The organism is Aquirufa lenticrescens, from assembly GCF_019916085.1.
Taxonomy (GTDB): Bacteria; Bacteroidota; Bacteroidia; order Cytophagales; family Spirosomataceae; genus Aquirufa; species Aquirufa lenticrescens.
In genome coordinates, this window is the sequence record NZ_CP049834.1 from 822,172 (window position 1) to 842,185 (window position 20,014).

A 20,014-nucleotide genomic window follows, 5' to 3' on the forward strand; every position below is an offset into this window, starting at 1 on the left:
TTTGCCTATTAATTCGTCCAAAAAATCCATATGTTTTATCAAATTTTCATAAAACCACTTTTCTTTCTATTCAATCCAGAGCGTGCGCATTACCTAGCCGCAGATTTAATTCGCTTGACCTTACGTATTCCAGGGATGTCATTGCTTTTCAAAGCTTTGTTTCAGGTGGAGGATAAACGATTAGAACGGACAGTTTTTGGACTTCATTTTCCTAATCCGGTGGGTTTAGCGGCTGGATTTGATAAGAATGCGATGCTGATTGATGAATTTGCCGAATTGGGTTTTGGATTTATTGAGGTAGGTACGGTTACTCCCAAACCGCAGGACGGCAATCCTAAGCCTCGTTTATTTCGATTGCTCGAAGATGAAGCAATAATTAACCGAATGGGATTTAATAATGAAGGCTTGGCCGCGATGAAAACGCGCCTCGAAAAACGTCGTTCTAAGGTTATTGTAGGTGGAAATTTGGGAAAGAACAAAGTAACACCGAATGAATTAGCGGATGACGATTACCGCCAAGGATTCGAAGCTTTATATGATGTAGTGGATTATTTTGTAGTGAACGTTAGTTCGCCGAACACCCCTAATCTGCGAGCACTTCAAGAGAAAGAGCCCCTTAAGCAATTGTTGCAGACCTTGCAAGATTTGAATGCCTTGAAACCGGTACAGAAACCGATTTTATTGAAAATTGCGCCGGATTTGAGTAATGATCAATTAGACGACGTGATTGAAATTGTGTTAGAAACTCGCTTAGCCGGCGTCATTGCTACGAATACGACCCTGTCTCGCGAAGGTTTGCAATCTGCTCACAAAGGGGAAATGGGCGGATTAAGTGGTAAGCCTTTGACCAAAAGATCAACTGAGGTAGTGGCTTATTTACACCAAAAATCAAACGGCCAATTCCCCATCATAGGGGTAGGTGGAATCCATTCTGGAGCTGATGCTATAGAGAAATTAAAAGCAGGAGCTTCCTTAGTTCAGATCTATTCCGGCTTCATCTACGAGGGTCCGGGATTGATTAAAGAAATTAACCAAGAAATACTCGCGGCTGGACTGTAAATTGATTTTGTAAATCGGATCAAAAAAGCGAAATTTATAAGATTATAACCTTGGTTCCCACAATGGCAAAAAAGATTAGTAACACTACAAGTACCTTACAACTTAATTTTGAGCAAGATAAGCCCAAAAGAAAAATGGACGGTGCCGTTCTATACCGCATTCAATTAATTATAGCCGCCTTTTTGTTTCTGATTGGTACCCTTTTGTTGGTATCGTTTGGTTCGAGTTTTTTCGTAGGTGTTTCTGACCAAAGTGAGGTAGAGCGAGGCGTAGTGGATACCATCAAGGGTTCTGATATTCCGATTAAAAACTTTGCAGGACTTTTAGGTGCTAAAATCGCACACTTCTTTTTATTCAAGACTTTTGGGTGGTCGACCTTATTATTAATCCCCTTATTCTATTTATCGGCGTTAAAAGTGGGTTTCAAAAAAGAGATTTACTCGTTAGAGCGCCTATCTTGGCAGGTATTGTTCTATATCCTTTGGTTTAGTTTATTAGCAGGATTTTTTGTTTTCTCTCTTGATTTGCCCCATTCAATTGGTGGTGGAGTAGGGTATTTTGTGAACGAGAAACTGTATCAATTATTAGGTTACCTATCCATTTTTGTGATTGGTTTTGGTGGATTTATCTTTTTGGTTTTATTCTATCAATTAAATCCTAAAAAGGCAGTTGTTGCAGCTCCTTTGGCCACTGAAGAAGAGGACGAAGAAGAGGAGGAAAGTCTATTTATTGATGAGGATGGTCCTTCAGTTCACGTGGATAATGATGATCTACAAGAATTTAGACCAATTGTTCCGCCAGTAGTGGAAGAGGTTGTTCCAGAAATGGAAGCGCCTGTTGAAGTGCCAGAAGAAGTCATTCCTGAGCCAGAAGTTGCGGAGGAAAAGAAAGAAGATGATTTAGACTTTACCTATAAAGTGGCGGATGTAGCGGATGAAGTAATTGAAGAAGAACCTACTCCGGTGTCTCGTGAGATCAAAGCAAACGATTTAGTGGAGCAATTTGGCCTTTATGATCCTACCGCTGATTTGCCTAAATACCAGTTTCCTACGATCGATTTATTGAAAGAATACGATCAAAAGAACCAAACATCGCAAGTGACGATGGATGAGTTGAAGGCGAATAAGGAGAAGATTGTAGAGACTTTATTGAATTATGGTATCGGGATTCAGAAGATTGAAGCTACGATTGGGCCCACTGTTACCTTGTATGAGATTGTCCCTAAGGCAGGAGTTCGCGTCAGCAAAATCACTTCTCTTGAAGATGATTTATCCCTTTCATTGGCTGCTATGGGAGTTCGTATTATCGGCCAAATGCCTGGTAAAGACACCATCGGTATCGAGGTAGCTAACAAGAACCGCGAGATGGTTCCAGTTCGTGCGGTAATCGGTTCTGAAAAGTTCCAAAAATCCACCTACGATCTTCCTATCACATTAGGTAAGACGATTTCGAATGAGATTTTTGTTGCGGATTTGGCCAAAATGCCTCACCTCTTAATGGCCGGAGCAACAGGTCAAGGTAAGTCGGTAGGTTTAAATATGCTCTTGACTTCTTTGATTTACAAGAAGCACCCGGCGACATTGAAGTTTGTTTTGGTCGATCCGAAGAAAGTGGAATTATCGCTTTTCAACAAGTTAGAGCGTCACTTCTTGGCTTGTCTTCCTGATTCAGCAGAGGCGATTATTACAGACACGAAAAAGGTAGTAAGCACGTTGAACTCGCTTTGTAAGGAGATGGACTTGCGTTATGATAAGTTGAAAGACGCTGGTTGCCGAAACATTAAGGAATACAACCAGAAGTTCATCAACCGTCGCTTGAATCCAAACGAGCACGACTTTATGCCATACATCGTCTTAGTGATTGATGAGTTAGCCGATTTAATGTTAACGGCGGGTAAAGAGGTAGAACATCCGATTGCGCGTCTTGCTCAATTAGCGCGCGCCATCGGTATTCACTTGGTTGTGGCGACACAACGTCCTTCGGTGAACGTCATCACCGGTACGATTAAGGCGAATTTCCCAGCTCGTCTATCGTTTAAGGTAATGTCCAAAATTGACTCCCGCACCATTCTCGACGCCGGTGGCGCTGATCAGTTAGTAGGTATGGGAGATATGTTATTGTCGATGGGCTCAGAAGTGATTCGTTTGCAATGTGCCTTCGTAGACACCCCAGAAGTGGAAGACATCTGTGATTTCATTGGAAACCAACAAGGGTATACTTCTGCTTATTTATTGCCTGAGCCTGATTCAGAGGAAATGGGTGGCCAAGATCGCGGGGATTTCGATCCAAGTGACCGAGATTCGTTCTTCGATGAAGCAGCTCGCTTAGTCGTGATGCACCAGCAGGGAAGTACATCGCTAATCCAACGTAAGTTGAAATTAGGCTATAACCGTGCTGGTCGTTTAATTGATCAGTTAGAAGCTGCAGGAATCGTAGGTTCATTCGGTGGTTCCAAAGCCAGAGAAGTACTCGTGAAATCAGAAACTGAATTAGAAGAGATTTTGAAAAATTTATAAGATGAAAAAAGGACTATTATTACTATGCTTGAGTTTTAGCGTATTTGCTCAGTCGAACAAGGCGGTAAGCCTGATTGATGGAATGCAGAAGAAGTACAAGACGATGGGCTCATTCTCCGCTAATTTTACCTATCAAACAGAAGGAGCAGCCACCATGTCTGGATCTATTACAGTGAAAGGGATGAAGTTTCGTTTAAAAACGGCTGGCCAAGAGATCTTTAATAATGGGAAAGAAGTAGCCACCTATATCAAAGAAATCAATGAGGTGAACATCTCTAGCTTTGATCCTTCAGAAGGTGATTTGAATCCGGCTAAAATCTATTCATTCGACAAGAAGGCCTACAAGATCTCTTTTAAAGGCGAATCAGCTGGCGTCTCGACGGTGGAGTTAGCTCCTGTGGCAAAAGGTACTCAGGTGAAGAGTATCGCCCTTAAAATTTCAAATGCGGATCTATCTGTAAGTGAATGGACAATCATTAATAAGGCGGGAAAGAAACAGCACTTTAAAGTGGCTAAATTAAACCCAAAAGCAAACGCTGACGATAAATTTTTCAGCTTTGACAAGAAAGCCTTTCCAGGTGTTGAAGTGAACGATTTACGTTAATCTATTTACCGGATTGCACATAAAAAAAGGCCTCTCGAAAGAAAGGCCTTTTTTTATGTGTACTGTAGAGGATTAAAAAGTCTGCAAAATTAATTGCTTCATAATCTCTAATCCATCCGTATTATTCAAATCTGGATCTGCCGCTCTTTCTGGGTGAGGCATCATTCCAAATACGTTTCTGCCTTCATTACAGATACCTGCTATGTTTAAAAGACTACCATTCGGGTTTGACTCTTCTGTTACTTCCCCATTCTCGTTGCAGTAGTAGAACAAGATTTGGTCATTTGCTTTCAAAGAGGCTAAAGTCTTCTCATCTGTGAAATAACGTCCCTCTGCGTGAGCGATAGGTATTTTGTAGGCTTTATTCGTATCTAATTCTTGAGTTAACAATGAATTATTCGTAGCTGCTTTTAAGTAGATATTCTTAGAAATGAATTTCTGAGAATTATTTCTTAATAAAACGCCAGGCAATAAATGCGCTTCAACTAATACTTGGAAACCATTGCAAATTCCCATTAAATAACCGCCATTTTTTGCGTGCTCGATAACGTGCTCCATAATAGGGGAGAAACGAGCAATAGCACCAGAACGCAAGTAATCTCCGTAAGAGAAACCACCTGGAACGATGATGAAATCACAGTTTTGTAGATCAGTCTCTTTGTGCCAAAGTTTAACAGCTTCATAGCCTAAACTTTGAATGACTCCGACGGTATCGTCGTCACAATTGGATCCTGGGAATACTACTACGCCAAATTTCATATTTTCTTTGCTATTATTTTGTGCAAAAATACGGTTTTTGAATGAAAAATGCAGACCCTCCGGAGCTTTTATTTTAACCAAAATCCGAGTCTCAACCCTGCCTTGGTTTCAAAACCATTTTGTCCAATCCCCGCATTTACCGATAGATCAAGATGGAAATGGCTGTTGTAGTTTCGTTGAATACCCCAAACACCTCCAGCGTACATATGGGTTGCTTCCTCCGCTTTCTTAAAAACAAAAGAAGGCTCCGCAAATAATCCAATGTAGTTTCCAGAATAATTTGTGGAGAGACGTCCTTCGTCTCTCCGTTTTTCTAGGTTATAATAGTGTCGGTATTCGCCTCTCAGCATGAATAATTTAGACTGTAAACCATTTGTACTGCCATATCCGATGGAGTTTCCTATAGATAATTTAAGCGAGTTATTTTCTTGTATGCTCTTCTCCAAGCCGATGGAAGGCGATAAAATAGAGATGGAATACAAAGGCTTAGTTTCTTGTGCACTCAGTTGAATTGCAACAAAAAGCAGCAACATAGTGATCGGGTATTTCATAAGAATGAGTTTAAAAATTTAATGAATAAGTAAAGCCATTTCGTCCACGGCAGATGGCTGTTCCTACATTCGTTGCCCAATTTAAAGGGACATAATTGAAGGTTTCATCGATGACCGTTTCGATTTTATAATCGTCTTGGGTAGTTGCTGAATAGTGTTTAGAAAAAGGAGTGTAATATTCGAGGAAGTTAATATCACCTTCCATAGACATAGCTGCACTACTATTACCCCAATAATAAGTGAACCAAAAGCGTTGTCGCCACTCGTGTTTTACTCGCACGGCGAGTTTACGGTAGAAGCCTAAGTCAAGCAGATAAACTTCTGCGGTAAAGCGACAGGTCCCTTGTCCTGGGTTTTCGTAGGTGACAGAATTGCTTTCGACTTTATTCAGTACTTTACTAGTTGTATTTTTAAGAGCAGTTGCAGGCTGACTTTGGTAAACTGTTGCATGTGCCACTTTCTCAGGTGAGGCGCGGAAAGTCGCTTTGTTCTGTTCGAAATCAACGATTCTAATTTGAAAGACTTTGGTAGGATTGACCTGGTATACTAGTTCGCCTATTTGTATCAGACCATCTTTGTTAATCAACCGGCTTAAAATGGTGTCATCCACGATGGGCTGAAGTGATTTATCCTCTCCATCACCCACGAGTTTTAGCATGTGTTCAAATCCAGTTAGGTCTCCGGTTTCTGCTATTTGCGTCAAGGTAAGTGAATCTAATTTGCGCAATTCCGTGCTTTGTGATTCCAAAAATTGAATGTCGCGCAAAATGGAAGGGTCGGAGGGATTCTTTTGGAATTTTTCGACATAAGCCTGAAAAGTGACTTGATCTTCGAAAGCCAGAAAGCCATTTGAATTGAGTAGCGTGTAAGTAGTGTTTACTGGAACGATGGTCGCTGCTGGGTCTTTCGTGCAGGACGTAAAAAATAAAGTGCAGGCAAATAGGATTGCCACGACATACGTCGTGTAGTGATTTTTCATTGTATTAGTGGTTAAATGTGAGTACTAGGATAAAGGTAGACTAAACTTTGAGAGTTCGGTACCCACCTATTGAGATTACCAAGAAACTGATAATGAGTTAAAAAGATAATGAGGGAAACAAAAAGGCCGCGACTCGTAGAGTCGCGGCCTTTCAAAACCTAACAGGAAATAAATCCTAGTATCTGTAGTGCTCAGGCTTGTATGGTCCCGCTTGAGGTACACCAATGTAGTCAGCTTGCTCTTTTTCTAACTTCTCTAATTTAGCACCAATGTGCGCTAAGTGTAAAAAAGCTACTTTCTCATCTAAGTGCTTAGGAAGAATGTACACTTTGTTCTCGTAGTTCGCTGAGTTCGCCCAAAGTTCTAATTGAGCCAATGTTTGGTTACAGAACGAGTTCGACATCACGAATGAAGGGTGACCCATCGCACAACCTAAGTTCACTAAACGACCTTCCGCTAAAACGATTACGTTTTTACCATCGATCGTGTACATATCTACTTGTGGTTTGATTTGATCTTTCGATGCACCGTAGTTGTTGTTCAACCACTCCATATCGATTTCGTTATCGAAGTGACCGATGTTACAAACGATTGCTTTGTCCTTCATCGCTTTGAAGTGACGATCACGGATAATCTTCACGTTACCAGTCGCCGTTACAAAGATGTTTGCGCGTGTCGCTGCTTCGTCCATTGGAACTACTTCGTAGCCATCCATTGCTGCTTGTAAAGCACAAATTGGATCGATTTCAGTTACTAACACACGGCAACCTGCACCACGTAATGAATCAGCAGAACCTTTTCCTACGTCACCGTAACCAGCTACTACTGCTACTTTACCCGCTAACATTAAGTCTGTCGCACGACGAATCGCATCTACTAATGACTCTTTGCAACCGTATTTGTTATCAAATTTAGACTTAGTTACCGAGTCATTTACGTTGATCGCTGGCAAGAATAACGTGCCATTCTTCATACGCTCATATAAACGGTGAACACCTGTCGTAGTTTCTTCTGATAAGCCTTTGATGCCTTCGATTAACTCAGGATATTCATCAAAAACCATATTAGTTAAATCACCACCATCATCTAAGATCATGTTTAATGGTTGACGATCTTCTCCAAAGAATAAAGTCTGCTCAATACACCAGTTGAATTCTTCTTCGTTCATGCCTTTCCAAGCATAAACCGGAATGCCTGCTGCTGCGATAGCCGCTGCTGCGTGATCTTGTGTAGAGAAAATGTTACAAGAGGACCAAGTAACGTCAGCTCCTAAAGCTGTTAATGTTTCAATTAAAACCGCTGTTTGAATTGTCATGTGAAGACAACCTGCGATACGCGCACCTTTTAAAGGTTGTGCAGCACCGAATTCTTCACGTAATGCCATCAAACCTGGCATTTCTGCTTCTGCTAATTGAATTTCTTTGCGACCCCAGTCCGCTAATGCAATGTCTTTAACTTTGAATGGTACATAAGTACCCGATTGTGATGCCATTGTGTGTATTTTTTGAAAGGTATTTTCTTACTAAAGTGCAAATTTAATGCAATTATTTGGAATTTTCTAAAAATGCCAAAACACTTTCGAGTTGAATTCCTCGAGAACCTTTAACTAAAAGAAAACTGTCCTGAATCGGATGATCTTGAAGCCAAGTATGTAGGCCAAATTTGTCTGGGAAATAATAAGCCGAAGGCAAATTGATTAAGGCGTGCTGCATATGTTGCCCTACTAATAGCACTTTTTCAAAGGATAATCCAGCAATAAGCTTTCCTAATGAGGCATGTTCTTCAATGGAGGAATCTCCTAATTCAAACATATCCCCTAAAATAAGTAGCTTGGGCGTTCCTTCCGTTTCTGCGAAATGTGAAATTGCAGCAGACATCGACGATGGATTGGCGTTATAGGCATCCATCAAAACTTGGTTTGATCCTATTTTGATGAATTGAGAACGATGATTATTTGGGATATAGGTGCTTATTCCCGTATTGCATTGCTCGTCGCTTAATTCGAAATATTTACCCACCGCAATGGCTAATTGAATATTCTCAAAATTATAGATGCCTGGTAAATGGGAATCGATAATTTCACCATTGGCTAGGGCAAAGCGCACCATCGGTTTCGCCTCAACCAGGGTCGTAGGCATCGCTTCGTTCGTATAAACTCCATTTTGCATACCTCTTTCGCAGAACATTTCTTGAACCGGGCCTGCTTGCTGAGGTAAAAAGGTGACACCTTTAGAAGCTTGCAAAAAGTCAAAAAGTTCCCCTTTCCCTTTACGGACCCCTTCGATTCCCCCAAAGCCTTCTAAATGGGCTTTACCGATATTGGTGATCAAACCGTGGGTGGGTTGAGCGATGTCGACGAGTTCTTTAATGTCTCCTTGCTTGTTCGCACCCATTTCGATCACTGCAATTTCGTGTTCCTTTTTAATGGATAATACGGAAAGCGGAACTCCGATATGGTTGTTTAGGTTGCCGGTGGTTGCAAAGCAATGGTATTTTTGGGATAATACTGAGAAGATTAATTCCTTCGTAGTGGTCTTTCCGTTCGAACCAGTTAAACCGACGATGGGAATCGTTAAGGTTTGGCGGTAGGCGGTTGCCAAGGCTTGAAGGGCCAACAATCCATCTTCTACCAATAAAGTCCGTTCTCCTGCTAAATAATCCGCATCATCAATGATAGCATACTGAGCGCCTTTTTCTAAAGCTTCCGTTGCCATCGCATTCGCATTAAAATTAGGTCCTTTTAAGGCGAAGAATAAATTTCCTGCTTGGATTTTTCGGGTATCGGTAGATACACCAGTGGAGGATAAAAACTTTTCTAGAAGTGTTTGTGTATTGACAATCATTAGCCTGTTATGACAATTGACTGCAAATATCTACAAAAATTTTGGAACCCCTAAGATAATCTGACGTAGACTGACGATGATTATGACGATTCCTACGAGAATCATCATCGATTTTACCGGTAATTTATTGGCTAATCGAGCCGCAATTGGGGCCGCAATGACACCACCTAAAATTAAACCGATGATCACATGTAAATATCCTAGACCGATGACAGCAAAAAAGGTTAGCGATGAAGCAAGTGAGACGAAGAACTCAGTCAAGTTCACACTTCCGATCGTGTACTTTGGATGACGCCCCGAGGCAATCAGGGTAGAGGATACAATCGGCCCCCAACCGCCGCCACCAATGGAATCTAAATAGCCACCAAAGAGTGCTAGCCAGCCTACTCGTTTCAATTGACGTTTTTCTTGACGTTTAATTAGGGCCTTACGAATGATAATGGCACCTAAGAATAAAGTATAAACGGAAACAATCGGTTTGATGTATCCAGCATAATCTTCTAAACTCGATAAGACATAAGCTCCTAAGATAGCTCCAATCACTCCTGGAATCACGAGTGTCTTAAATAATTTGGAATTCACATTGCCAAACTTCAAGTGCATATACCCTGAAACTCCAGATGTAAACACCTCGGAGGCGTGAACGCTCGCTGAGGCGGCGGCAGGGGTGATACCTACGGACAATAAAAAGGTCGTTGCCGTTACGCCATAGGCCATTCCCAAAGCCCCGTCAATCATTTGGGCAATAAATCCTCCTAAAACATAATATAAAATGGAAGAATCAACCGTATTAAACACGGCGATGACTTTTTCTGCAGTAAGGTACGTGAATAAAAGATGCCCCACGATCATCAATGCCAGCGCATTGCTAATGTGAATAATTACTTCAGTGATGCTACGATCACGCATCCAGATGGTTTGGATGGCATTAAAAATACTCGGAAAATTTCTTTTAGGAGGCATAGACTTTTTAATTCCCTACAAAGCTAATAGACTTTACTTAATCTACCAACAAAGTAGAGTAAATATTTTTTCATAAAAAAGCCGTAATTTGCATCTCCTTTTACAATAAATACATTTTATGCGTACAGAGTATCAGTTTAGAGAGATCGAGAAAGCTTGGCAATCGTTTTGGGAAGCCAATAAAACATTCCAGGCTCAGGTAAATCCAGCGAAGCCCAAATATTATGTCTTAGACATGTTCCCGTATCCATCGGGTGCAGGATTACACGTGGGTCATCCGCTGGGGTATATTGCCTCTGATATTATGGCGCGCTACAAGCGTTTACAGGGTTATGAGGTGTTGCACCCGATGGGGTTCGACTCTTTTGGCTTACCTGCTGAGCAATATGCAATCCAAACAGGTCAGCATCCTGCCATTACGACAGAACAAAATATCGCTCGTTACATTGAGCAATTAAAGAATATGGGCTTCTCTTTCGATTGGTCGAGAGAGGTCAGAACTTCTGATGCATCTTATTACAAGTGGACTCAGTGGATTTTTATGCAATTATTCAATTCTTGGTATAACCAGGAATCAGATAAAGCGGAGTCTATTGAAACCTTGAAGACTATTTTAGGGGCCAAAGGTTCGATCGGATTAAAAGCAGTTTGCGATGAAGAGGTCACTCGAATCACCGCGGAGCAATGGAATGCGATGTCTGCGGACGAGCAATATGCGTATTTATTGAGCTTCCGTCTAGCTTATTTGGATGACTCAGTGGTAAACTGGTGTCCACAATTAGGGACGGTTTTAGCGAATGATGAAGTCAAAGACGGAGTTTCAGAGCGCGGCGGTTACCCAGTGGAGCAGAAGAAAATGCGCCAATGGTCGATGCGCATCACAGCCTATGCTGATCGTTTATTAAGAGGATTAGACGAGGTGGATTGGGCTGATTCTTTGAAAGAGCAGCAACGCAATTGGATTGGAAAATCGATCGGAACGGATGTGGAATTTGCCATTGAAAACGTTTCAGATAAGAAAATAAAAGTATTTACTACACGTGTGGATACCATTTATGGGGTTTCCTTTATGGTGTTAGCGCCAGAGCACGAGTGGGTTTCAGAATTGACGACACCTGGGCAGAAAGAAGAGGTGGAAGAATATGTGAATTGGGCCAAAACCCGTTCAGAACTTGACCGCGTCTCGGAAGTAAAAACCGTTTCAGGAGTATTTACTGGAACTTATGTCATTAACCCAGTGAACCAAGAACGTGTTCCTTTATTCCTTGCAGACTATGTGTTAGCCGGTTATGGAACAGGTGCAGTGATGGGCGTGCCATCGGGAGATCAGCGTGACTGGAATTTTGCGAAGCATTTTGACTTGCCTATTCCGGCTATTTTAGATGGCCAAAAAGACATCGACAAACAAGCAGATCCTACGAAAGAGGGGAAATACATTCATTCCGGAATGATTAATGGAATGGAATATAAGGAAGCGACGAATACCTTAATCGCTTGGTTAGAGGAGAACGGAATTGGAAAAGGAAAGGTACAATATCGAATGCGCAACGCGGTGTTTAGCCGTCAACGCTATTGGGGCGAACCTGTTCCGGTGTATTTCAAACCAACGGCCTCAGGCGATTTATTGCCTTATTTAATCGAGGAGTCTGAATTGCCCTTGGAACTACCTAAAATAGATAAATACCTGCCTACTGAGACGGGAGAACCTCCTTTAGGACGGGCGGCAGCTGATTGGAAATACAAAGGACAATACGATTACGAATGGTCTACGATGCCAGGATGGGCAGGCTCTTCATGGTATTGGTATCGCTATATGGATGCCACGAATTCAGGCGAATTCGCTTCGAAAGAAGCGATTAACTACTGGAAAGCGGTGGATTTGTACATCGGTGGATCGGAGCACGCGACGGGTCACTTGTTGTATTCTCGTTTTTGGAACAAATTCTTAAAAGATTTAGGCTATGTACCGGAAGAGGAATTTGCGAAGAAATTGATCAACCAAGGGATGATTCAAGGGCGTTCGAACTTTGTTTATCGCTTAAAGGATTCTGCCAAAGTCACTTTTGTCTCTCACGGCTTGAAAGATCAATATGATGTCGCGGCACTTCACGTGGACGTAAATATCGTAGAAAATGATGTGTTAGACCTAGAGGCCTTCAAAAAATCCAGAAATGACGTGCCTGCGGATGCGGAATTTATTTTAGAAGACGGCAAATATGTGTGCGGTTGGGAAGTGGAGAAGATGTCGAAATCGAAGTTTAACGTCGTTAATCCGGATGATTTAATTGCCAAATACGGCGCAGACACCCTTCGTGTCTACGAGATGTTCCTTGGACCTTTAGAGCAATTTAAGCCTTGGAACACGAACAGTATTTCGGGATCGCATAATTTCTTGCGCAAGGTTTGGCGTTTATTCTTTGATGACAACACGAACACTTCGAAAATTGTGGACATACCTGCGACTCCGGAAGAATTGAAAGTATTGCACACGGCGATTCGCAAAGTGCAAGATGATTTAGATCGCTTCTCGTTCAATACGGTCGTTTCGACTTTGATGATTTGCGTGAATGATTTGGGAGCCTTAAAATGTCACAAGAAATCAGTATTACGCGAATTAGTGATCTTGCTGTCTCCTTACGCTCCGCACATTGCAGAAGAATTGTGGGCCGCTTTAGGCGAGCAGGAGGGAAGTATATCCTATGCTTCATTCCCTGCATTCAACGCTGCTTTCTTAGAGGAAAATGATTTCAATTACCCGATTTCATTCAATGGTAAAGTGAAGTTAACGCTTGCTTTCCCAGTGACGGCAACGCCAGCGGAAATTGAGGCTGCTGTTTTAGCGAATGAGCAAGTAACAAAGCATTTAGAAGGCAAGACCCCATCGAAAGTGATTGTCGTACCGAAACGGATTGTGAATATCGTCTTAGGTAAATAAAAAAAAGGCTCCTCGATCTGAGGAGCCTTTTTTAGGTTGATTATTCTCTTGGAGGTCCACCTTGACGCGTTTGGCTTTGCATCGTTTTGTATTTCTCCAATTGTTCTGGAGTTAAGATCGCTTTGAATTGCTCTGCTTGCGCATCGTTTGCTTTTTTCATCTCAGCCATCATCTCTTCTCTTTCCATTCCTTGCTCGCGCAATTCCATCATCTTTTTCATACGAGCTGCAATTAAGGGTTCCACTTTGGCAACTTGATCTTTCGATAAACTTAATTCTGTCGTCATGCGATCTACCTGACGTTGTACCATCGCTTGAGGATCCATTCCTTGTGCATGGATACTTGTACTGAATGCCATCATTGCTACAACGAAGGCGAAAATTGTGCTAATCTTTTTCATATTATGTTGGAAAAATAGTTTCCCAAATATATTGATATACTTGAGTTGCTGTTATCTGTTTGTCGATATTTTGCGACGAAATGAAAACAGGATAATAGGCCTCATCGCAGAAAGGACTTCCGTGAGAGCCTTTTACTAGGCTAGCATCGAGCGGAATTACGTCCATTCTGTAACGGAAACCTAAGAGCTTACGCGCTAATTTATACGCCGCTCTGAGCTTTATAAAAGGGTTTTTAGGATCCATGAACATTTCCACTGGGTCGTAACCTGGTTTTTTGAAGATGTCCACACAGCGAGCGAAGTCCGGCGCTTTCGCATCGTCTAACCAATAATAATAGGTAAACCATTTGTCAGAATCTGCGACCAAAACCAGATCGCCGCAACGGTCGTGTGCAATCTGGTAGTCTTCGAGTTCTTTTCCACTGAGGATTTTAGTGATGCCCGGAACCTTTTCGAAGATGGCTCTGATTTCGGATGGATTCTTACAATAAATATGCGCAATCTGATGGTCTGAAACGGCGAAAGCTTCGCTCGCACCTGGATCCAATAATTCCAAACCTTGTTCTTCTCGAATGGCGATTTTACCTGCCTCGCGTAATACGCGATTTAAATGAATCGGTGTATGGACATCGTTGATACCGTATTCGGATAACAAGATGATCTCAGCGTTTTTAGCCTCGAAATGAGTAATTAACTGTTCTAATACCTGATCTATTTCTTTTAACTCTTTTGCAATAGCTGGTAAATCCACCCCAAACTTCTGGAGACAATAGTCTAAATGCGGCAGGTAAATCAAGTTCAGCGTAGGATCGTACTTTTCATCTACATAGATGGACGCATCCGCAATCCATTGGGTGGATTTAATATTCGCATTCGGACCCCAAAAATTAAACAAAGGGAATGTACCCAGTTTAGCCTGTAATTCATCTCGTAGTGTGGCAGGAAACGAATAGCAATCCGGCGCCTTCACTCCATCCGAATGGTATTGGGGACGGGGAGTTACCGAATAATCCGCAGACGAATACATGTTGTACCACCAGAACATTTTGGCGCAAGTGAAATTCGAATCTTTCCTCTTCGCTGCCTCCCAGATTTTTTCAGCCCCCACTAAAGAATTCGACTGTTTCCAAAACTTCACTTCCGAATCCGTCTTATCATACCAACCATTCCCCACGATACCGTGCTCTGATGGGTTTTTGCCCGTCAAATATACGGTCTGGGAGGTAGTTGTTACCGCCGGAAAAGGAGGCTGGATTTTTTGAATTTGCTTCTTTTGGATATAGGCATACAAAAAGGGAGTGTACTCAGCGGAAATGACACTTTCGCTGAGCCCTACCACGTCGATAACGGCAGTCTTTTTCATCATCCTAATAAGTCTGTGATGGTTTTTATTTCGCGGCTAATCGATTCAGCCATCGGTACTTGGAAGGCAGGAGGTAATACGCCCCAGGTATAGGTTTCGATTTCCAAATGATTCGTAAACGGGCTAGCCTTTTGGATAGCGAGCGTTTCTCGGATTTCTTTTTGAGTGGATCCTAATAAACCATAGGTTTCTAAAAAGAGGGGCACGTGGAAATGCACCCGCCATTCATCGTATGTATTAGGCTTATAGGCCGCAAAGGCCTCATCCAGATCCTTAAATTCTTGGTACGAACCGTCTTTGCGCAAGGCTTTGACCTGATGCAAATAAACGGGTTCCTGGTATTTCTGTAATTCTGCGATCTTTTCTACTTCCTGTTCTCTTAAATCGACGCGTAGGGCAGAACTAATTTGAATCTTTCCAATAGGTATGTTTTTAGCTTTCAGTTCCTGAATACTTGCCTCAGGTGCATCAAAGCTTACTCCATAATGGCAGATGTCAAAGCACAATTGGATGTGTTTTCTGATCAAATCTGGATTTCCTGAAGGCAACAATACCTGCTCGTACCAAGCCACAAAATCGCTGTGATTGCTCAATAAGCCATCCGGCTCCGGTTCGATATCAAGGTGGATGATTTTACCCGTGTTTTTCTCAATCTTAGCTAATACATCAACTACTTCCAATAGATGTTGAGTCGATGCCCGCATCGCTTGCTGGCGCTCTTCTGCTGTATTCCACCAGTATTTATAAGACAGGGGAGAGGTAGAAATACCTCCCTCATTTTCTGTTAAAAGTGCAGCTAAAATATGCGCTAAACGAATTGTATAATCCCTTCTATCCGTCGTAGTCCAATCGGGTGCGTGCACTTGATCTTTTACGATGGTGTTGTGAAAACCTCCGTAAGGGAATCCGTTGAGAGTAAAAACGTAGAGATTTTGCTCAGAAAGCCACGTTTGTAAATCCTTTAAAGCCGCATGCTCTTGCAAATCAATACTCGCTTGATTGGCAAATCGCAAACCTAAACCCATCGGCTGGTCTGGCGAAACCTGTGTCTTTACCGCAGGAACGTGCTGCTTTAATTGCGCAAAATGTTCTGACCAAATCTCTCCGGTATGAATATTACTGCAATAACTCAGGTGTCCGTAAGGCGTTTTCATATTAGGCGATTTGTTCCAAGTAATCGACTGATTTTTTGATGAGATCGAAATCCATCTCGTGCACTTCCACGCCTTTGCCTACATGTTCTAGCAAGGTGATGGTTAATTGCCCGCCTAAGTGTTCTCTGAACTCATTTAAGCCGTTCGTTAAATTGATTTTGTCATTTTCTGCCAAAGCAGGGTGAAATATCGCAAAACCTAGTTTTTTCAACAAGTGGATGATGCGATCTACGTCTTCTTTCGTCAAATGACCGATCAAGTGCGAATAGACGCTATCTAACGCTATTCCAATCGCCACCGCTTCTCCGTGACGGATCTTGAAATCGCTTAAGTATTCTAATTTATGTGCTGCCCAATGGCCAAAATCCAAGGGTCTAGCCGAACCAAGCTCAAAAGGATCACCACTCGCAATATGTTGCATATGCAGCGAAGCGCAGCGGTAAATCTGCTCAATCATCACAGACTTGTCTCGCTGGTTCATTGCATCCGCATTTTCTTCTAACCAGGTAAAAAAGCTGATGTCTTTAATCAGGGAAACTTTAACAGCTTCCGCAATTCCCGAACGCCAATCGCGCTCACCTAAACTCTCTAGGAACGAATAATCGTTAAATACGGCTACAGGAGGCGCGAACGTACCTAGGAAATTCTTCTTGCCTAGGTAATTGACGCTGTTTTTTACCCCTACACCCGAATCGTTTTGGGATAATACAGTCGTCGGTATCCGGATGAATTTCACGCCTCTATGGGAAATGGCAGCGGCATAGCCGGCCATATCTAAGAAAGCCCCACCACCGATGCAGGCCACAAACGAGTGGCGATCGATTCCGTGTTCATCTAATGCGCGAATTACTTCTTCGTAAAAGCGTGGGTCGTTTTTACACACTTCTCCACCTGGAAGAACCAGAATTTCTGGGGCTAAATCAGCAGGAGAATGCGCTTGAAAATAACTGACAATCTCTGCGGTTAATTGAGTCTGAATATCCGTTATCCCTTTATCGAGTACAAAAAGAATCTTTTTACGAAAGCTAGGGTTGCCAAAGTTTTGGACAAAATCAGCAAAAACGCGATTTTCAGGCGCAAATAAACGCTCCGTGAAGAATACCTCGTAAGAATAGGGTACCTGAAAATGTTGTTTTAAAGATTGCATAGGTTTACGTAACGGCGAATTTTTTAGCTAAACCCAAAGATACGGGTAATAAGGCTAAAACAAAGAGGGCGACCATCCATTGTCCACTCGAGGCTACCCACGCTGCATTCATCAATATAAGCGTTAAAACACCTGTTTTTACTGTTAATCCAATGTTTTTGCCCATCGGATTCTTAATAGCAACGCTTAGTTTTCTGAAAATCAGGATAAAGTGGGCCAAGACAAATACCAAGGCAAATTCTACTTTCTCCGCGAAAAATAGCTGCGAAGCGTGTACTATCAGAAACAAAAAGCCAGCAAAATAAAGCGTAATCGCCTTGCCTCCGTGTACTTCTCCTCGGCTTACTAACGTAATGGCTGCAATGTAAATCAACGGTATAGCGATCACTGGGAAGTGTTCTAAAACCCCTAATTCATAAACACTCATCCCTAAAAGTAAATTGAATGCTCTGCACAAACCCATATTGATAGGGCCAAAAATCCGCATATGCTTTCCTTTCCAATCATAAAAAAGTGCTAAGGCAGTAATGAAAATGGCTACAAATCCACTCAGTCTACTTTGCCAAAAGGCCAAAAATATGCCTAGTGCTAATAACAAGATTCCCCCGAAAATGGCCTCCGATCGTTTAATTCGTCCGCTAGGCAATGCTCTTTCAGGTCTTTCAATGCGATCTAATTCATGGTCAAACACATCATTAAACACCACGCCACCTGCGTATAAACACATGCTGGAAAGGCCTAGGAATAGGGCAGGGTAGAACTGGTAGTCTAATCGACCAAAAACAAAGCCCACAATAGCTAAACCTGCCATGATATCAGACAGGGCGGTGACTACATTCGCAGGCCGAGTAAGCTCAGCAAAAGCTCTAATTTTAGACATTAGCGAATGAAGATTGAGTTTTTATCTATGCGAGGAGCTTGTCCGCCACGCAACACCGTATTGCCATTAAACTTCAAAGATTGATCGATTTCTAATCCGTCAATGAAGTCTTTCTCATTGATTTGTCCGCTTTGCGCGAAAGAATCGAGGGCATTTTGGTAAGTCACCTTTTGGATATCTGCATCTGATATGCCTTTGATTTTCATCAAGGCCGCCGTTTTAGGAATCGCCAAAGGATCAGAAATCCCCCAATCCGCAGCCGAATTCACCATAATGCGTTCCGATCCATATTGCTTCACAATCTCCACCATTCGCTCATTGCCCATCTTTGTAAACGGATAAATAGTAAAGGCAGCATAGAAACCTTGGTCCAAAACTGATTTAACTGTCTCTTCATTATTGTGGTCAATCACCACCATATGGGGCGCTAAACCGTGCTCTAAGGCAATAGCCATACTGCGTTCAGTTCCCTTTTTCTTATCTCGATGAGGTGTGTGCACTTGTACAGGCAAGCCCATCTCTTTTGCAAGCTCTAATTGAGCTCTATAGTATTTTTCCTCTGCTGCCGTTTGGTCATCAAATCCAATTTCGCCCACGCCCACGACGCCCTCTTTCTGTAAAAACAAGGGCAAAATCTCCATTACCTCTTCCGCTAGCGCTTCGTTATTCGCCTCTCTTGAGTTTAAGCCGATCGTGCAATAATGCTTTATGCCAAACTGAGACGATCTAAAACGTTCCCAACCTACTAAACTCGCGAAATAATCCTTGAACGAAGCTAATCCCGTGCGCGGTTGCCCTAACCAAAAAGCTGGTTCAATGATGGCTACCACCCCTGCATCTGCCAGCGCCTGGTAATCATCGGTGGTACGGGAAGTCATGTGAACGTGAGGGTCGAAAAACTTCATCCCTTGTGTGTAGGCCGCAAAACCTCCTTCCACTTCTTGGGCAGTTTGTTTTTCCTCGGTGGATCCTTCGAAATGGGAGGGATTTAATTTGTGTTCGTTGGGGTTTTGGCACATATTAATAGGCTGTTTCTTCTTTTTCTAAGACCCTCCAGGCTTCTAGAGGACTATTTTCTAGGATCAGTTCAGCGGCTTTTTGATCGTTCGGATCAGCGCTTTCTGCAAGTCGTTTTATATCTTGTTCTTTTGTTTCTGTCTGGAAGTTTCGGATTAATCGCCAAACTTGCGACGGCACTCGTCTTCCCGCTGCCCATCTTTCGTGTGCAAAGTCTGCCAGGGTATTAGCCAAAGCTTGATTTGCACGCTCATCCAATCCTTCAATTAAATGAATAGGTTTATCGTTGAAAATGCATTTTAAGACTAATTGGTTCCAGGCTAATTCTGAGAAATAGGTTGTAGGATAAGGATTCCCAAAAGCAATGGCATCAAAAACCGGCCCCATATTAGATCTAACTGCATCAGTAGCCCGATGTAACCAGATTTCCGGCGTAGGTAAAACGGGCAAAGCGCGGTAAAGTGCGACTAATTCATTCATTTCCGCGGTATCAAATAGCGTTTCTATTCTCGATTTTCCGTCTTCTTTTTCTGCTAGATGAATGAGTAGATATACGCGAACAAGCTGATCTAGCGTGCCATTTTGCCAATTCCAACCGGGAATAATACCAACTCGTGTTTTAGCCACCTGGCGTGGAGCCATCACAAAGGCCAAAGACAAACCTTTAGAATCAGCTATCAATTTATCCTCTAACCAAGCTAGTTCAGTTGTACTAGCCAATGACTGAATGGATTGATATAGAAGTTCGGCGGTATTCAAATTGTAGAAATAGGTTTAATTCATCACTATGAACGAATTTACTAAAAAAATGTCAATTCATTCCTGATTTTTGGCAGGATATTCA

At 42.3% G+C, this 20,014-nt stretch carries 17 protein-coding genes; 4 read left to right on the forward strand and 13 right to left on the reverse strand.

The features are described 5' to 3' along the window. Nucleotides 1-30 precede the first annotated feature (30 nt). The 3 genes from G9X62_RS03800 (at nucleotide 31) to G9X62_RS03810 (ending at nucleotide 4,179) form a co-directional block, all read left to right on the forward strand. Nucleotides 31-1,059: a quinone-dependent dihydroorotate dehydrogenase gene (locus tag G9X62_RS03800; RefSeq protein ID WP_223131478.1), complete on the forward strand. Its 1,029-nt coding sequence runs from the start codon at nucleotides 31-33 to the stop codon at nucleotides 1,057-1,059. A 62-nt stretch (nucleotides 1,060-1,121) separates the two neighbouring features. Continuing rightward, complete coding sequence (locus G9X62_RS03805; RefSeq protein WP_223131479.1) at nucleotides 1,122-3,575, forward strand: FtsK/SpoIIIE family DNA translocase; 2,454 nt, start codon at nucleotides 1,122-1,124, stop codon at nucleotides 3,573-3,575. Between the two features lies 1 nt (nucleotide 3,576). Then, on the forward strand, nucleotides 3,577-4,179 hold the full coding sequence (locus G9X62_RS03810; RefSeq protein WP_223131480.1) for a LolA family protein: 603 nt from the start codon (nucleotides 3,577-3,579) through the stop codon (nucleotides 4,177-4,179). 72 nt (nucleotides 4,180-4,251) lie between these two features. Here the strand turns inward: G9X62_RS03810 and purQ are convergent, their stop codons facing one another. The 6 genes from purQ to G9X62_RS03840 all read right to left on the reverse strand — a co-directional run bounded on the left by purQ (nucleotide 4,252) and on the right by G9X62_RS03840 (nucleotide 10,274). Further along, on the reverse strand, nucleotides 4,252-4,938 hold the full coding sequence (purQ, locus tag G9X62_RS03815) for a phosphoribosylformylglycinamidine synthase I (RefSeq protein WP_223131481.1): 687 nt from the start codon (nucleotides 4,936-4,938) through the stop codon (nucleotides 4,252-4,254). Nucleotides 4,939-5,006: 68 nt separating this feature from the next. Further along, on the reverse strand, nucleotides 5,007-5,489 hold the full coding sequence (locus G9X62_RS03820) for a hypothetical protein (protein WP_223131482.1): 483 nt from the start codon (nucleotides 5,487-5,489) through the stop codon (nucleotides 5,007-5,009). A 10-nt stretch (nucleotides 5,490-5,499) separates the two neighbouring features. Then, entirely contained in the window at nucleotides 5,500-6,468 is a 969-nt protein-coding gene (locus G9X62_RS03825) for a hypothetical protein (protein WP_223131483.1), read from the reverse strand. A gap of 175 nt (nucleotides 6,469-6,643) precedes the next feature. Then, the gene (gene ahcY / locus G9X62_RS03830) at nucleotides 6,644-7,960 is read right to left on the reverse strand and encodes an adenosylhomocysteinase (protein ID WP_223131484.1); all 1,317 of its coding nucleotides are present in this window, start codon (nucleotides 7,958-7,960) and stop codon (nucleotides 6,644-6,646) included. A gap of 52 nt (nucleotides 7,961-8,012) precedes the next feature. Beyond that, nucleotides 8,013-9,311, reverse strand: coding sequence for a UDP-N-acetylmuramoyl-tripeptide--D-alanyl-D-alanine ligase (locus G9X62_RS03835; RefSeq protein ID WP_223131485.1), 1,299 nt, complete (start codon nucleotides 9,309-9,311; stop codon nucleotides 8,013-8,015). A gap of 30 nt (nucleotides 9,312-9,341) precedes the next feature. Next, entirely contained in the window at nucleotides 9,342-10,274 is a 933-nt protein-coding gene (locus G9X62_RS03840; protein ID WP_130923062.1) for a sulfite exporter TauE/SafE family protein, read from the reverse strand. A gap of 118 nt (nucleotides 10,275-10,392) precedes the next feature. Between G9X62_RS03840 and leuS the strand changes: the two genes are divergently transcribed. Next, the gene (gene leuS, locus G9X62_RS03845) at nucleotides 10,393-13,209 is read left to right on the forward strand and encodes a leucine--tRNA ligase (RefSeq protein ID WP_223131486.1); all 2,817 of its coding nucleotides are present in this window, start codon (nucleotides 10,393-10,395) and stop codon (nucleotides 13,207-13,209) included. A gap of 40 nt (nucleotides 13,210-13,249) precedes the next feature. Here the strand turns inward: leuS and G9X62_RS03850 are convergent, their stop codons facing one another. Genes G9X62_RS03850 through G9X62_RS03880 form a run of 7 tightly spaced genes read right to left on the reverse strand, consistent with a single transcriptional unit; the run spans nucleotide 13,250 to nucleotide 19,929 of the window. Continuing rightward, nucleotides 13,250-13,609: a hypothetical protein gene (locus G9X62_RS03850; RefSeq protein WP_223131487.1), complete on the reverse strand. Its 360-nt coding sequence runs from the start codon at nucleotides 13,607-13,609 to the stop codon at nucleotides 13,250-13,252. 1 nt (nucleotide 13,610) lies between these two features. Then, complete coding sequence (locus G9X62_RS03855; RefSeq protein ID WP_223131488.1) at nucleotides 13,611-14,972, reverse strand: alkaline phosphatase family protein; 1,362 nt, start codon at nucleotides 14,970-14,972, stop codon at nucleotides 13,611-13,613. Then, complete coding sequence (gene eboE, locus G9X62_RS03860) at nucleotides 14,972-16,126, reverse strand: metabolite traffic protein EboE (protein ID WP_223131489.1); 1,155 nt, start codon at nucleotides 16,124-16,126, stop codon at nucleotides 14,972-14,974. The genes G9X62_RS03855 and eboE overlap by 1 nt, the downstream gene beginning before the upstream one ends. Nucleotide 16,127: 1 nt before the next feature. Beyond that, on the reverse strand, nucleotides 16,128-17,273 hold the full coding sequence (locus G9X62_RS03865) for a 3-dehydroquinate synthase (protein WP_223131490.1): 1,146 nt from the start codon (nucleotides 17,271-17,273) through the stop codon (nucleotides 16,128-16,130). A 4-nt stretch (nucleotides 17,274-17,277) separates the two neighbouring features. Beyond that, complete coding sequence (eboC, locus tag G9X62_RS03870; RefSeq protein WP_223131491.1) at nucleotides 17,278-18,153, reverse strand: UbiA-like protein EboC; 876 nt, start codon at nucleotides 18,151-18,153, stop codon at nucleotides 17,278-17,280. Then, the gene (locus G9X62_RS03875; RefSeq protein ID WP_223131492.1) at nucleotides 18,153-19,172 is read right to left on the reverse strand and encodes a TatD family hydrolase; all 1,020 of its coding nucleotides are present in this window, start codon (nucleotides 19,170-19,172) and stop codon (nucleotides 18,153-18,155) included. Before G9X62_RS03875 ends, eboC begins: the two co-directional genes overlap by 1 nt. 1 nt (nucleotide 19,173) lies before the next feature. Continuing rightward, entirely contained in the window at nucleotides 19,174-19,929 is a 756-nt protein-coding gene (locus G9X62_RS03880; RefSeq protein WP_261345547.1) for an EboA domain-containing protein, read from the reverse strand. Between the last annotated feature and the right edge of the window lie 85 nt (nucleotides 19,930-20,014).

Coding starts and splice junctions, on each gene's coding strand:
- G9X62_RS03835 (WP_223131485.1), bottom strand. CDS start 9,311: ATGATTGTCAATACACAAACACTTCTAGAAAAGTTTTTATCCTCCACT.
- G9X62_RS03800 (WP_223131478.1), top strand. CDS start 31: ATGTTTTATCAAATTTTCATAAAACCACTTTTCTTTCTATTCAATCCA.
- G9X62_RS03810 (WP_223131480.1), top strand. CDS start 3,577: ATGAAAAAAGGACTATTATTACTATGCTTGAGTTTTAGCGTATTTGCT.
- eboE (WP_223131489.1), bottom strand. CDS start 16,126: ATGAAAACGCCTTACGGACACCTGAGTTATTGCAGTAATATTCATACC.
- leuS (WP_223131486.1), top strand. CDS start 10,393: ATGCGTACAGAGTATCAGTTTAGAGAGATCGAGAAAGCTTGGCAATCG.
- G9X62_RS03805 (WP_223131479.1), top strand. CDS start 1,122: ATGGCAAAAAAGATTAGTAACACTACAAGTACCTTACAACTTAATTTT.
- G9X62_RS03850 (WP_223131487.1), bottom strand. CDS start 13,609: ATGAAAAAGATTAGCACAATTTTCGCCTTCGTTGTAGCAATGATGGCA.
- eboC (WP_223131491.1), bottom strand. CDS start 18,153: ATGTCTAAAATTAGAGCTTTTGCTGAGCTTACTCGGCCTGCGAATGTA.
- G9X62_RS03855 (WP_223131488.1), bottom strand. CDS start 14,972: ATGAAAAAGACTGCCGTTATCGACGTGGTAGGGCTCAGCGAAAGTGTC.
- G9X62_RS03825 (WP_223131483.1), bottom strand. CDS start 6,468: ATGAAAAATCACTACACGACGTATGTCGTGGCAATCCTATTTGCCTGC.
- G9X62_RS03840 (WP_130923062.1), bottom strand. CDS start 10,274: ATGCCTCCTAAAAGAAATTTTCCGAGTATTTTTAATGCCATCCAAACC.
- ahcY (WP_223131484.1), bottom strand. CDS start 7,960: ATGGCATCACAATCGGGTACTTATGTACCATTCAAAGTTAAAGACATT.
- purQ (WP_223131481.1), bottom strand. CDS start 4,938: ATGAAATTTGGCGTAGTAGTATTCCCAGGATCCAATTGTGACGACGAT.
- G9X62_RS03865 (WP_223131490.1), bottom strand. CDS start 17,273: ATGCAATCTTTAAAACAACATTTTCAGGTACCCTATTCTTACGAGGTA.
- G9X62_RS03875 (WP_223131492.1), bottom strand. CDS start 19,172: ATGTGCCAAAACCCCAACGAACACAAATTAAATCCCTCCCATTTCGAA.
- G9X62_RS03820 (WP_223131482.1), bottom strand. CDS start 5,489: ATGAAATACCCGATCACTATGTTGCTGCTTTTTGTTGCAATTCAACTG.